The 13004-nt window shown below is 61.4% G+C and carries 15 protein-coding genes; 10 read left to right on the forward strand and 5 right to left on the reverse strand.

Annotation, left to right across the window (positions count from 1 at the left end; genetic code table 11):
• The first annotated feature begins 59 nt into the window (after positions 1-59).
• The 6 genes from choW (at position 60) to J5Y06_RS12180 (ending at position 4981) form a co-directional block, all read left to right on the forward strand.
• Positions 60-932, forward strand: coding sequence for a choline ABC transporter permease subunit (gene choW, locus J5Y06_RS12155; protein ID WP_209335412.1), 873 nt, complete (start codon positions 60-62; stop codon positions 930-932).
• A complete protein-coding gene (gene choV, locus J5Y06_RS12160; protein ID WP_209335413.1) occupies positions 929-2116 on the forward strand; it encodes a choline ABC transporter ATP-binding protein in 1188 nt (395 codons plus the stop codon). Before choW ends, choV begins: the two co-directional genes overlap by 4 nt.
• Positions 2117-2222: 106 nt before the next feature.
• Positions 2223-2984, forward strand: coding sequence for a 3-hydroxyacyl-CoA dehydrogenase (locus J5Y06_RS12165; protein ID WP_209335414.1), 762 nt, complete (start codon positions 2223-2225; stop codon positions 2982-2984).
• Positions 2985-3000: 16 nt separating this feature from the next.
• Positions 3001-3741, forward strand: coding sequence for a HugZ family pyridoxamine 5'-phosphate oxidase (locus J5Y06_RS12170; protein WP_342453416.1), 741 nt, complete (start codon positions 3001-3003; stop codon positions 3739-3741).
• An 84-nt stretch (positions 3742-3825) separates the two neighbouring features.
• Positions 3826-4161 carry an ArsR/SmtB family transcription factor gene (locus J5Y06_RS12175; protein WP_209335570.1) on the forward strand — a complete coding sequence of 112 codons (336 nt, stop codon included), beginning with the start codon at positions 3826-3828 and terminating at the stop codon, positions 4159-4161.
• A gap of 13 nt (positions 4162-4174) precedes the next feature.
• Positions 4175-4981, forward strand: coding sequence for a TrmH family RNA methyltransferase (locus J5Y06_RS12180; RefSeq protein WP_342453417.1), 807 nt, complete (start codon positions 4175-4177; stop codon positions 4979-4981).
• Here the strand turns inward: J5Y06_RS12180 and J5Y06_RS12185 are convergent.
• Complete coding sequence (locus J5Y06_RS12185; RefSeq protein WP_209335417.1) at positions 4940-6448, reverse strand: coiled-coil domain-containing protein; 1509 nt, start codon at positions 6446-6448, stop codon at positions 4940-4942. The two genes, J5Y06_RS12180 and J5Y06_RS12185, sit on opposite strands and share 42 nt — an antisense overlap.
• A gap of 71 nt (positions 6449-6519) precedes the next feature.
• Complete coding sequence (locus J5Y06_RS12190; RefSeq protein WP_342453423.1) at positions 6520-7068, reverse strand: DUF1134 domain-containing protein; 549 nt, start codon at positions 7066-7068, stop codon at positions 6520-6522.
• Positions 7069-7359: 291 nt separating this feature from the next.
• On the opposite strand from J5Y06_RS12190, the gene chpT reads away from it, so the two are divergent.
• Together chpT and J5Y06_RS12200 are read left to right on the forward strand one after the other, a co-directional pair.
• Positions 7360-7992, forward strand: coding sequence for a histidine phosphotransferase ChpT (gene chpT / locus J5Y06_RS12195; RefSeq protein ID WP_209335418.1), 633 nt, complete (start codon positions 7360-7362; stop codon positions 7990-7992).
• A gap of 122 nt (positions 7993-8114) precedes the next feature.
• Complete coding sequence (locus J5Y06_RS12200; RefSeq protein ID WP_209335419.1) at positions 8115-8507, forward strand: response regulator; 393 nt, start codon at positions 8115-8117, stop codon at positions 8505-8507.
• 69 nt (positions 8508-8576) lie between these two features.
• On the opposite strand, the gene ctrA is transcribed toward J5Y06_RS12200, so the two are convergent.
• Complete coding sequence (gene ctrA, locus J5Y06_RS12205; RefSeq protein ID WP_209335420.1) at positions 8577-9272, reverse strand: response regulator transcription factor CtrA; 696 nt, start codon at positions 9270-9272, stop codon at positions 8577-8579.
• Between the two features lie 453 nt (positions 9273-9725).
• On the opposite strand from ctrA, the gene J5Y06_RS12210 reads away from it, so the two are divergent.
• Positions 9726-10106, forward strand: a complete 381-nt coding sequence (locus J5Y06_RS12210) for a flagellar export protein FliJ (RefSeq protein WP_209335421.1) — start codon at positions 9726-9728, stop codon at positions 10104-10106.
• A gap of 147 nt (positions 10107-10253) precedes the next feature.
• Here J5Y06_RS12210 and sciP read toward each other — a convergent pair whose 3' ends face one another.
• The gene (gene sciP, locus J5Y06_RS12215) at positions 10254-10529 is read right to left on the reverse strand and encodes a CtrA inhibitor SciP (protein ID WP_209335422.1); all 276 of its coding nucleotides are present in this window, start codon (positions 10527-10529) and stop codon (positions 10254-10256) included.
• 290 nt (positions 10530-10819) lie between these two features.
• Between sciP and mnmA the strand changes: the two genes are divergently transcribed.
• Complete coding sequence (gene mnmA / locus J5Y06_RS12220) at positions 10820-12010, forward strand: tRNA 2-thiouridine(34) synthase MnmA (protein ID WP_209335423.1); 1191 nt, start codon at positions 10820-10822, stop codon at positions 12008-12010.
• A 21-nt stretch (positions 12011-12031) separates the two neighbouring features.
• Here mnmA and J5Y06_RS12225 read toward each other — a convergent pair whose 3' ends face one another.
• A complete protein-coding gene (locus J5Y06_RS12225) occupies positions 12032-13003 on the reverse strand; it encodes a Gfo/Idh/MocA family protein (RefSeq protein WP_209335572.1) in 972 nt (323 codons plus the stop codon).
• Position 13004 lies beyond the last annotated feature (1 nt).

Raw genomic sequence — 13004 nt, forward strand, 5'->3', positions numbered from 1 at the left:
AACGCAACCTGGCGACGGCTCAGGCCGTCGCTTTCTAACTTGGAGGAGCGGAACACCACATGGAGAACGAGCAGGCTTGGTGGGACAGCCTTTACACTTTGGCGACAACCAAGATCCCGATCGGAAACTGGGGCAGGACCTTCTTTGATTTCCTGACAACCAACTTCGCGTGGTTCTTCGACTCGCTTGCCTCCACCATCGCTTCGGCGCTGGACGCGTTCACGGACGGGCTGCTCTGGTTTCCACCGCTTGCCTTGATCGCGTTGATCGCCGTGCTTGCTTATGCGCTGCAGCGTTCCTGGAAACTGGCCCTTGGAACAGCCCTCGGCCTGCTCTTCATTCTCAATCAGGGACTTTGGGAGGAGACGGTCGAGACGGTCGTCCTCGTGGTTGCAGCAGCCGTGGCTTCCATGGCGCTCGGTGTTCCAATTGGCATCTGGGCTGCCCATCATGAGCGGGCCTACACCTGGCTGCAGCCGGTGCTGGACCTGATGCAGACCTTGCCGACCTTCGTGTACCTCATCCCCGTGCTGATCCTGTTCGGATTAGGCGTCGCACCCGGCGTTATCGTGACGGTGATCTTCGCATCGCCTGCGCCCATCCGGCTCACCTATCTCGGCATCAAATCGGTGCCGCAGCCCATGCTGGAAGCAGGCGAAGCGTTTGGCGCAACCAAGCGCCAGCTGTTGTGGAAAGTGGAATTGCCGGCAGCGCTTCCCACCATCATGGCGGGCCTGACGCAATGCATCATGTTGTGTCTGTCCATGGTGGTGATCGCGGCACTGATCGGCGCGAATGGCCTGGGCAAGCCGGTGGTGCGCGCGCTGAATTCGGTCAACATCCCGCTTGGACTGGAAGCGGGGTTTGCCATCGTCGTGCTCGCCATCATTCTCGACCGCATGTCGCGCATCCGCTCGGGAGCCGTGCGTTGACCACGGCTGTCGAGTTCCAGAAGGTCGATATCATCTTCGGCGAAGCGCCCCAGCGCGAGCAAGCCCTGGCCATGGCTGACCAGGGTGCCAGCCGGGAAGAAATCCTGTCCGCAACAGGCGCGGTGCTCGGCTGCGCCGGCGCCGATCTTCAGGTCGACGAAGGTGAAATCGCGGTGCTGATGGGTCTGTCGGGATCCGGCAAGTCGACGCTTCTGCGCGCCGTGAACCGTCTCAACATCCCGTCGCGTGGAAATGTGCTCGTCAGGGATGGTGACGGCATGGTGGATGTCGCGACCTGCGACGCGCGTGCGCTGCGGCGCATCCGCCAAAAAAGCGTTGCGATGGTTTTCCAGCAGTTCGCGCTTCTTCCTTGGCGCACGGTGGAGGAGAATGTCGGCTTCGGGCTGGAACTGGCCGGCGTCGGCGCCGCAGAGCGCAAGGCCCGCGTGCGCGATCAGCTTGCGCTGGTCGGCCTTGATCAATGGGCCGACAAATATGCGCATGAATTGTCGGGCGGCATGCAGCAGCGGGTTGGTTTGGCGCGGGCGTTTGCCACCCAGGCCCCTATCCTCCTGATGGATGAACCCTTCTCCGCCCTTGATCCGCTGATCCGCACAAAGCTACAGGACGAGCTTCTTGAGCTCCAGGCCAGGCTGAAGAAAACCATCATCTTCGTCAGCCATGATCTCGAGGAAGCCCTCAAGATCGGCAACAAGATCACCATCATGGAAGGCGGGCGCATCGTGCAAACGGGCGCACCCGAAGAGATCGTTCTCAACCCGGCCAGCGACTACGTCCGCGATTTCATCGCCAACGTGAACCCGCTTTCCGTGCTGACCGCCTGGAATGTCATGCGTGATCACCGCGACCTGGAACACGGCGAGGATGGCTGGGTCTGGCTGGACCGCCGCCGCACCACGCGCTTCAAGATTGACACCGATGGCTTGGTGGTAGCCGCCGAACGAGACGGCCGTCCGGCGATCTGGACGTCTTGCGACTACGAGGAGAACTTGCCGCGGGATGCGCCGCGCGTTTACTGGGCAAAGCCCGGAACATCGCTCAAGACCGTCATGCTTGCCATGCACCGCTCGCAAACCGCGCCGGTGGCCCTCTTCGACGAGCAGTCGCGGTTTGTGGGCGCGATCGGGATCCGCGATGTCCTGAAGGCCGTTGTACGACGCTGAGGCTCGTCCAACGCTTACCTAACAACTTTTAGATTTGTGCAGCCCGCCTGGCTTGCTAAAGAGCCTCAGGCCGCGCGGAGCGGCGCCGTCATGGGGAGAAAACAGCATGAATCTTTCGGGTCAGGTCGCAATCGTCACCGGCGGCGGATCGGGACTGGGTGAAGCAACGGCCCGCGCCATGGCAGCGCAAGGCGCGAAGGTTGCCCTGCTCGACATCGGCTTGGAGCGCGCCGAGAAGGTTGCAGCCGAGATCAACGGGCTTGCCGTGAAGTGCGACGTTTCCAGTGGCGAAAGCGCGGAAGCCGCCGTTGCGGAAGTGGCAGACAAGCTCGGCGCCCCGCGCGTTCTCGTGAACTGCGCCGGCATCGCGATTGCGGTGAAGACGCTCGGCAAGGAAGGTCCGCACCCGCTGGACCAGTATCGCCGCGTGATCGAGATCAACCTCATCGGCACCTTCAACATGATCCGCCTCGTGGCCGATCGCACGCGCCACCTGGAAGCCATGGAAGACGGCGAGCGCGGCGTGATCATCAACACGGCGTCGGTGGCGGCTTATGATGGCCAGATCGGACAGGCAGCTTATTCGTCATCAAAGGGCGGCGTGGTCGGCATGACCCTTCCCGTGGCGCGCGATCTTGCGCGCGATGGCATCCGCGTCATGACGATTGCGCCCGGTATCTTCTGGACCCCCATGCTGGCCGGGCTGCCGGAAGATGCGCAAAAGTCGCTTGGCGAGCAGGTGCCCTTCCCGTCTCGCTTGGGCCAGCCGTCCGAATATGCGGATCTTGCCATGCACATCATCGCCAACCGCATGCTGAACGGCGAAGTCATCCGGCTGGATGGCGCGATCCGCATGGCCCCGCGGTAACAACTTGGCGGAGAGCGTGCTCCGCCCGACGGACAAGGAAGCTGTGCGCCTGGCCAAGACCCTGTTGCGCACAGCAAGATACGGCGCGCTCGCAGTTCTTGACCCCGTCGACGCCGGCCCCCTGGTCAGCCGCGTGGCCGTGGCCTGTGACAGCGACGGAGCGCCCGCGATCCTGGTATCTGGACTTGCGGCTCATACAGCCGCCTTGCACTCGGATGAACGCTGCAGTCTGCTCGTGGGCGAACCCGGCAAGGGGGACGCGCTGGCTTATCCCCGCCTGACGGTGCGATGCCGCGCCCGGCCAGTTGGAAATGATCTGGACGGGGAAAGACTTGCCGCTCGCTTCTTGCGCCACGTTCCAAAGGCCGCCCTTTACGCGCAGCTTCCGGATTTTCGCTACTTCCGCCTGGAACCATTGTCTGCCGCCTTGAACGGCGGCTTTGGAAAGGCCTATGCGCTTTCCGGATCTGATCTTCTTGTCGAGAACGGCTTCAGCCTGGCTGAGTTCGAACCGTCGATCCTCGGCCACATGAACGAAGACCATGCGGAGGCGGTCAGTCTTTGCGCCGAGCGTTTGGCGGCGCAACCCAGCGGCGCCTGGACAATGACCGGCATTGATCCCGAAGGCGCCGATCTCGCATGGGGCGATCAAACGGCGCGTATCTGGTTCGATCACCGCGTCAACAGCCGCATTGATGCACGCACAGCCCTGTTGGCGCTGGTCCGCGCGGCTCAAGCGGTGCCACCGAACTGTTGACATGGCTAAATTTAGCGACAACGAAACTTCCTGCTCTCTCCACCCGTATTTGCTTGCTCGGAAAGACAATGTTGAGAGTCAAAAATCGTGTCGAAATATGTCATGCTCCGAGCCGAGGAAGTGGCCTCGCTCCTGTCGATCCTTGGAAACACGAAACGCCTGCTGATTGTGTGCCTTCTTGTGGAAGGCGAGATGTCGGTCAATCGGATCGCCGAGCGCGTCGATCTGAGCCAGTCCGCCTTGTCGCAGCACCTCGCCAAGCTGCGCGAACAAGGATTGGTGAAAACGCGGCGCGAAAAGCAGACGATCTATTATTCGCTGGATTCAGCCCTCGGGCGCGACTTTCTCGCCTCTCTCGAGAGCCTTTTCACCGCCCACGCACCCGAAGACAATGGAAGAAAGGCAGCCAACGCGGCCTGACCAAAGGTGTTGCGTGAGCCGGATCATCACCATCGACGATCCCGCAGACCCGCGCATTGAGGATTACCGGAACATCCGTGATCGGGACATGGCGCGGAGCGGACAGACCTTCATTGCAGAAGGCAAGGTGGTGCTGTCGGTTCTGTTTGGCGCAAAACGGTTTCCCGTCCGCTCCGCCCTGATCCTGGCCAATCGCCTGGAAGGGCTGCGGGATGTGCTCGCCAAGGCTCCACCGGACATGCCGGTTTACGTCGCTCCGCAAGCGGTGATCGATGCGGTGGCCGGCTTTCACCTCCACCGCGGCGTGCTGGCGCTGGCAGAACGCGTGCCCCTGCCCTCACCGACCGAGCTGCTGGCGCGCCTGCCTGAACAGGCTCTGGTGGTGGTTCTGGTGGGGATCGCCAACCACGACAATGTCGGCGCGATCTTCCGCAACGCGGCCGCATTCGAAGCGGACGCGGTGCTGCTCGACGAAACCTGCTGCGATCCCTTATATCGAAAAGCGATCCGAGTTTCCGTGGGCGCTGCCTTGCAGATCCCGTTTACGCGTGGCGCAAACGCGGCCACGCTTGCCGATGAACTGATGACGGCTGGGTTCGAGCCCATCGCGCTCAGCCCCGCGGGAAACGAGAACTTGTCCAAACTGACGCCGCCGCCGCGCTGTGCGATCCTGCTTGGCACGGAGGGCGAAGGCTTGCCGCCGGCGCTTCTCGCCAGGCTTCGCACCGCGCGCATCGCCATGTCGCCCTCTTTCGACAGCCTTAACGTGGCCGCCGCATCAGCGATCGCTCTGCACCGGCTCGGTCGCTTCGCCTGGTGAGGCAGCTGCCTTCAGGGCTCGAATACGGTCTGCCAAGGTCAGCTTGCCGGTGGAGGAAAGCGACAGCTGCCGCTTTGCGAGCGCCGCATCGATCGGCGAGCCCGGGCCCTCCAGAACACGCGTGAGATGAACCATCTGCGCGGCCATTTCCGCCAACTCATCGCGAAGAAGCGACGGTTCACTCGAGGCGGGAGCGGAAGCCTCCCGAGGTTGGTCGATCAGCTTTTGCAGCCGGTCGTTCTCGGCAGAAAGGGCTTGCAGTCGAGCTTCCAGCCGGTCGCGATCGGCTTGGTATCTGGCGACGAGGGCTCCCTCCGACTGGTTCGCCACCGCTGCTGAGGGCTCGGAAGTCCGCTCCGACAGATCGGCGATCTCGGCCTCAAGACGCATTGCGAGGGCTTGTGCCTCGGTGAGTTCAAGACGCAGTGCTTCTTCACGACGCTCTGCCTGCCGCAGGTCGTTGCGCAAGCGCCCAGTCTCTTCCACCCCAAGCAAGGACCCGCCGACCGCTGTGCCGGATTTGACACTTGCAGGGGCCTGCCCGCTTTCGGCCAGCCGCTGCTGCAGGTCGCCGAGCTCCTTCCTCAGCGCATCGCGTTCCTGCTCCAGCAGAGCAATACCTTCAAGGGTGCTGACGGACGCTGCATCGGATTCGTCCGCGGCCTCGTGCTTACCCTGCAAGGCTTGCAGCGCTTTCTCCCGACGCTCCAGCCGTTCGTCCCGATCCGACAACTCGCTCATCAAACGTTCGTTCTTGCGTTCAAGATCTTCCGTGCGCCGTCGCTCGGATTTGAGATCTTCCGATGCCTTCAAAGCCGCCGTCATCTGTTCACGCAGCTTCTGCTCGGCGTCGGCACGCTGCGCTCGTAGCTGCGCGACGGTGTTGTTCAGTCGATCGATGTCACTGTCGCGGGCCAGAAGGTCGATCTGTCGATTGGCGGAAATGAGGCTCGTTTCTTCCTGCAGCCGGGTGAGGTCCTCATAGGCCTGCTGCCCTTGTTCGAGGAGGTCCTGCTGCGCCTTCAACTCGGCTTCCTTGGCTGCGATGGCGCTTTCCGCTTCGCGGAGCCGGCTTTCCAAGCCCTCGATGGACGTATCGCGCATGGCGATCGTTTGCGCCGCCTCTTCCGCGGCGATCTGCTGCAAACGGATCTGCTCGTTCAAGCGCGAGATTTCCACCGCGCGTTCATTGGCCTTGGCCCGCTCCGACCCGGCTTCGATCTCGACCCGTCGCACTGCCATTGCGTATTCGGCACGCACGCGATCCTTCTCGGCCTGGATTTCGTTCAGGCTCATGGGCAGCGTGGCTTCCAGACGGCGGCGGGTCAACCGCACCGCACGGTTCCAGAAAGCCGGTGCGATCAGCACGGCGATGAGCCCCGCGATCAGCAATCCAAGGGTGAAGAACAGGATGGACTGGATGAACACGTATCTGCCGAGCCGATTGGATTGTGCGAACTGTGCCACGTCGGCACAGAAGAAATCCAGCGCCAGCAGGAGATTGGCTGAAGCAGGTTAATGTTACCTGCCCCAAAGCCTCAGAAAGGATTCCAGGTCGGCTGCTGCGTCAGCTTCAGATAGCCCACATTGATGCCCAGTCGTGCACCGACCCCGGTGCGCACCGGAACCAAAAGCACGGGGCCGTTCTTCAGGACGTTGAAGCCGAGACCCGCAAGAACATAAGCCGAGCCGGCCACGCCGCCATAGCGCTTGTAAAGGCTGTTCACGTCATCAAGGTTGTATACGAGCACCATGGTGCGCGATCCTTGGCCGCCGAAATCCCAGCCAAGCGACGGCCCCTGCCAGAACACCTTGTGATCGCCCGCGTTCTTCGTAAACAGCGTGCCTTCGCCATAGGTCAGGCCGCCAACAAGCGCCCCGGAGCCTTCCTCACCCAGCACATAGCCGTTGGGCAGGCCGTAGGAAGCAAAGATCTTCTCCACCACGGTCGCAAGCCCGCCCGAGGTTTCGCCGAAGAACTTGTGGCCGGAGTCGACGATTTCCTGGGCGGAATAAGCTTCCTGCGCAGCGGCAGGCCGGGTGAAGCTCACGAGCCCGGCGAAAAGAAGCAGCGCAAGAACACGCATGGCAAGGTGCACAATCGACGAGAGCATCGGTATCTCCTCGTTGGAGCGTTCGAAGATGTCATTCTCCGGAACGGCTGCGGCGGCGCTTTGTGATGTCACGCCACCGTTGTTCAACAACGACGCTAAACCGCAATCCTTTTTCAACCATTAAAGCTGCATGGTTTCTTCACCATGTTGGAACGTTGCGACGCCGAAAGCGCTGCGGCAGTGTCGGCCTGGGCAAACCGATGATGGACGAAGCCGCTTGTGCGGCAGAGCGGGCAAACGCCTGCAGGAATGGGGACGCGAAAAATGGCTGAACTCGTAACGCTCTCGGCGCCGGATCTGGCCGCCCTCCTTTGCTCCCGCGTATGTCATGACATCATCTCGCCCGTTGGCGCGATCAACAACGGCCTGGAACTGCTCGACGAAGGCGGCGCCGACGAAGACGCCATGAACCTGATCCGCACCAGCGCGCGCAATGCATCGGCGCGTCTGCAATTCGCCCGCATCGCCTTCGGCGCTGCCGGATCCGCCGGGATGCAGATCGACACGGGCGACGCGGAAACGGTCGCCAAGGCTTACCTCGCCAACGAAAAGCCGGATCTGGTTTGGAACGGGACACGCGCGCTTCTGCCTAAGAACAAGGTCAAGCTTCTCCTCAACCTCATCCTGATCTCGATCGGCACCATCCCGCGGGGCGGCAAGATCACCGTTTCCTTGGAAGACGTGGATACCCAGCCGCGCTTCACCCTCACGTCTGCCGGCCCGATGATCCGCGTTCCGCCAAAATTTCTTGAACTGCATGGCGGCGGACGTCCGGAAGAGCCGATCGATGCTCATTCCGTGCAGCCCTATTACACCCTGCTTCTGGCCAAGGAAGCAGGCATGGAAATCGCCATCCGCACCACGCCCGAAGAAATCGTCTTGACGGCAAGCTCCTGAGCTACGGTCGGACGATTCCAGGTCCAGACAAAGCGATCGCTAAAATTGCGATGATCCGTTTACGGCTTTTTCCATCCCCTGCCTGCTAGCTTTCCGGCGTCCACAGGCAGGGAGTTGGGGCCATGAAGCGTTGCTTGATCGTTGAAGATTCCAGCGTGATCAGGAAGGTCGCCAAGCGCATCCTGACAAGCAACGAAATGCTGGTTGTGGAGGCCGCAGACGGCGTTGGTGGCCTGGCGATCTGCGAGGCCGAGATGCCGGATGTGATCTTGGTCGACTCCGTCCTCCCCGACATGGCAGCGGTCGACTTCATCCGCCGCGTTGGTCAGATTCGGGCGGACATGCGGCCGCACATCATGCTGTGCCTGACTGAAATGGATGTCGGCGCCATCATGCGGGCCAAGCGCGCCGGCGCGCACAGCTACCTCTTGAAGCCCTTCAACCGGTCGCAGCTTCTGGAACGCTTTCGCCAGGTTTCCGCGACATCGCGCCCGGCAGCATCTGCCGCGGCCTGATCCGCGCAAGGAAAAAGCCCGGCCTCTCGATCGGGCTCCCAGTAAAATCGGCTGGTTCGGCGAGACGCTTTAGGCGCTGACGCGAACATCCTCGGGCTCTCGCAGAACATAACCGCGACCCCATACGGTTTCGATGTAGTTCTGACCGCCGGAAGCATGGTCGAGCTTCTTGCGAAGCTTGCAGATGAACACGTCGATGATCTTAAGTTCCGGCTCGTCCATCCCGCCATAAAGGTGGTTGAGGAACATTTCCTTCGTCAGCGTGGTGCCCTTGCGGAGCGAAAGAAGCTCCAGCATCTGGTATTCCTTGCCGGTCAGGTGAACGCGCTGGCCGCCGACTTCCACGGTTTTGGCATCGAGATTGACGATTAGGTCGCCGGTGGTGATCACCGACTGGGCATGGCCCTTGGAGCGACGGACGATCGCGTGGATGCGCGCCACGAGCTCGTCCTTGTGGAACGGCTTGGTCATGTAATCGTCTGCGCCGAAGCCAAGTCCGCGAACCTTGTCCTCGATGCCCGCCATGCCCGAAAGGATCAGGATCGGCGTCTTCACCTTGGAGAGACGAAGCGTGCGCAGCACTTCATAGCCCGACATGTCCGGCAGATTGAGGTCAAGGAGGATGATGTCGTAATCGTAGAGCTTGCCGAGGTCGACGCCCTCTTCGCCCAAATCGGTGGTGTATACGTTGAAGCTCTCCGACTTCAGCATCAGCTCGATGCTTTGTGCCGTGGCACTATCGTCTTCAATCAGCAGAACGCGCATCTAAATCCCCTTTTCCGCCGCCGAACCGCGCTCAACCACTGTTCCGCGAAACATGGCAGCGGTCGTCCTCATTGATGCTGCCACCGAATGGTTAACAAGATCTGATTCCGCTTGGCAAGTCGGACCCGTCTTGTTCAATACCTTACGATAACGCATTGTTCCTGCCTGACTTTCTCCGCCCTAAAGCAGAGCGTCAAAAGCGAGGTAAATCGCACAAGTGACTCATGGGACTCAACGAAACCGACCTTGCGGAAGTTTCACCGATTTTTACCCGCCCTTAAGTCCTCGGGGCTATGATTAACAATGCCCGTAAACGAAAGGTTACTGGGCAGGAAAAAAGTTAGGATTTCGTTTTCCTGCCGCCCTGCAAGGCGGTTGACGACTACGCGTAGAGTGTTGCGCGAACCTTGCCCGCCGTTTTCGGGCATCGGTCGCCGCCAAGGAGTATCGAGTATGAAATCGCGCGAAAATCTCGTCCGCTTGAAGCGGTTCCAGGTCAACGAGCAGCGGCGCCGCATGGCGCAGCTCGATATGATGATTGCTGAATTCGATCGCATGGCTTCCGAACTCGACCTGCAGATCGCAGCCGAAGAAAAGAAGAGCGGCATAACCGACCTCAACCACTTTGCGTATCCCACCTTCGCCAAGGCTGCACGCCAGCGCCGGGACAACCTGAAGAACTCGCAAAACGATCTTGTCGCACAAAAGAGCGCGGCCCAGGCTCAACTGTCCGAAGCGGAGATCGAGCTGGAACGGGCCGAGATGCTCGAATCACGCGATGGCCGGATCGTGCGCGAAGCCGAGCCGCAGGTTTCTTCGGCAATGATCGGCTGATCACCTACTCAAAATCATTGCAGAACATGAAAAGCAGCCGTTAAGCGGCTGTTTTTGCTTTTCGGGCTTCTGACAGCGCCTGGTTGGCCTAGGCGCAACAAAAAAGGCGGCCCGAAGCCGCCTTCCCTGAAAACCATGCCCTCCGCATCAATGGCGGTATTGCTGAATCCTCGTGGTCCGCAGTCCGGCCAAGCCGAACTCGTCGATGGAAGCCTGCCAGGACAGGAATTCCTCCGTGGTTAGCTTGTAGCGGTTGCAAGCTTCCTCGAGGCTCAGGAGACCGCCGCGTACGGCAGCAACAACTTCAGCCTTGCGCCGGATCACCCAGCGCCGCGTGTTGGTGGGAGGCAGATCCGCAATTGTCAGCGGGCTGCCATCAGGCCCGATCACGTATTTCACACGCGGGCGAACTAGATCGGTCATCCGTACTCTCTACACTAAACTCAAAAGACCCAATCAACAAACAAGCTATCGGCTCTGCTTTAAGAATTGCCTAAGCTCGTAAGCACAGGGTGCAACAGAGATCATGAAGGCCCCGTTAGCAGGCGGCGGCAAAGTTTAGGCACCGGGTCGCACGTGATCACGGCAGCTCTCGCCGCCGCGGCTTACACTCAGCGCATCACAGCGGGCTGGCCCTGGGTGGCGCGCATCCTTATACTAAGGGCAAATGCAGCGGCTTGGCCGCCTGCCTCAAACAAGGACACAGGTTTTTCATGAACAGCTTGGATCTTCCCGGCCGCCCGGAAGACACGCGGGTTGTTGTTGCCATGTCGGGTGGCGTTGATTCATCCGTTGTCGCCGGCATACTCCAGCGCCAGCACTATGACGTCGTCGGCGTGACCTTGCAGCTCTATGACCATGGCGCCGCCACCCATCGCGCCGGCTCCTGCTGCGCTGGCCGCGACATCGACGATGCGCGCCGCGTGTGCGAAACGCTGGGCATTCCGCATTACGTTCTGGATTACGAAGCGCGCTTCCGCGAAGCCGTGATCAACCCCTTCGCGGAAAGCTACGCGGCCGGCGAAACCCCGATCCCCTGCGTATCCTGCAACCAGACCGTCAAGTTTGCCGATCTTCTGGCAACCGCACGCGACCTCGGTGCCGATGCGCTGGCAACGGGCCATTACATCCGCAGCCGCGCCAATGGCGACCACCGCGCGCTTTATCGTCCTGTGGATGCCGACCGCGACCAAAGCTACTTCCTATTCGCTACGACGCAGGAGCAGATTGATTACCTGCGCTTTCCCCTCGGCGGACTTTCAAAGCCCGACGTGCGCAAGATCGCCGAAGAGATGGGCTTGTCGGTCGCAACCAAGCAGGACAGCCAGGACATCTGCTTCGTGCCGCAGGGAAAATACTCCGATATCATTGCCAAGCTGCGGCCCGAAGCCGCCAATCCCGGCGAAATCGTTCATATCGACGGGCGGGTTCTCGGCCACCACGAAGGCATCTTGCGCTACACGATCGGCCAGCGTCGAGGCATCGGCGTCGCCACGGGCGAGCCGCTTTTCGTGGTGCACCTCGATGCCGAGCGTGCCAGGGTCGTGGTGGGACCGCGGGAAGCGCTGGCCACCCGCAAAATTTACCTGCGCGACACCAACTGGCTGGGCGACGGTGCTCTAAACACGGTTCCCGAAGAGGGGCTCGACATCTTCGCCAAGGTCCGTTCAACGCGGCCGCCGCGTCCCGCCACCCTGTTCGTTCGCGGCAAGGAAGTCGCCGTTGAACTGGCCGATGGTGAGTCGGGCGTCGCGCCAGGCCAGGCTTGCGTCTTCTACGCCGACGATGGCGCAGACAGCCGTGTTCTGGGCGGCGGCTTCATTGAGCGCTCCGAACGGGGTGCTGAAGCCGAACGCATGTTGTCCCGCCTGACAGAAGGGCCGGTGCGGTCCGTCGTCGCCTGACGATCTTCCGAGCCTCTGACTTCAGCTGCCGCGTCCGCCGGTGTCGTGCACCACGGTTCCGGCCGTCAGCACGCGGAGCACGCGGATCGCTTCCTCACCGTCCGTGCGCGGCTCGGCGCGCGTTTGGATGCAATGAAGGAAGTGCTCCAGCTCGCGGGTCAGCGGCAGCCCTTCGCCCACCGCCACATAGCTCGGTTCGTTGGCGGTAAATGCCCATTGGCCGCTGTCTTGCCAAACCGCATGCCGGTATACGGCAAGCTTACGTGGCCAGGGTTCGATGTCATCGAAAACCGCCATCGCCTTCTCGCCTACCACGGTCAAACGGCGCTCGCGATAGGGGTTTAGGCGGGATGCAAACAGGTGGCTGCGGACCCCGCTGGCAAACCGCATGTGAACGTGGGCAAAGTCGCTGAGCTTGTCGAGAAGCGCTGCGCCCTCGCCGCGCACCTCCACCGGTTCGCTTCCGGTGATTGCCAGGATCATCGACAGGTCGTGCGGCGCCAGATCCCATAGCGCGTCGTTCTCCGTATGGAACTTGCCAAGCCCCAGCCGGTGCGAATGGATATATTTGACCGTGCCGAGTTCCCCCGCACTGATCAGCGCCAGGAGCTGCTCGAAGGCCGGATGAAAGCGCAGAACGTGGCCAACCATGAAGACGCGGTTATTCGCCCGGGCAGCAGCAACGGCGCGCTCGGCATCGGGAACAGTCAGCGCGATCGGTTTTTCCACCAGCACGTCCTTGCCGGCTTCCACTGCCTTGATCGCGTTAGCAGCATGAAACTGCGGCGGCAGCGCCAGCACAATTCCGTCGATGTCATCGCGTCCAAACAGCTCCTCGGGAGGAATGGCCAGGCAGTCCTGTTCGGCGGCAAAGCCTTCCGCCCGCGCAGCGCTCACATCGGACACGGAATGCAGGGCACCAAGCGACTTCAGCGTCCGTATATGGTTGGAGCCCCAATAGCCGCAGCCCAATACGGCGATACGCGGTGTCATC

The organism is Tianweitania sediminis (assembly GCF_017813335.1).
In the GTDB taxonomy this organism is placed as follows: domain Bacteria; phylum Pseudomonadota; class Alphaproteobacteria; order Rhizobiales; family Rhizobiaceae; genus Tianweitania; species Tianweitania sediminis.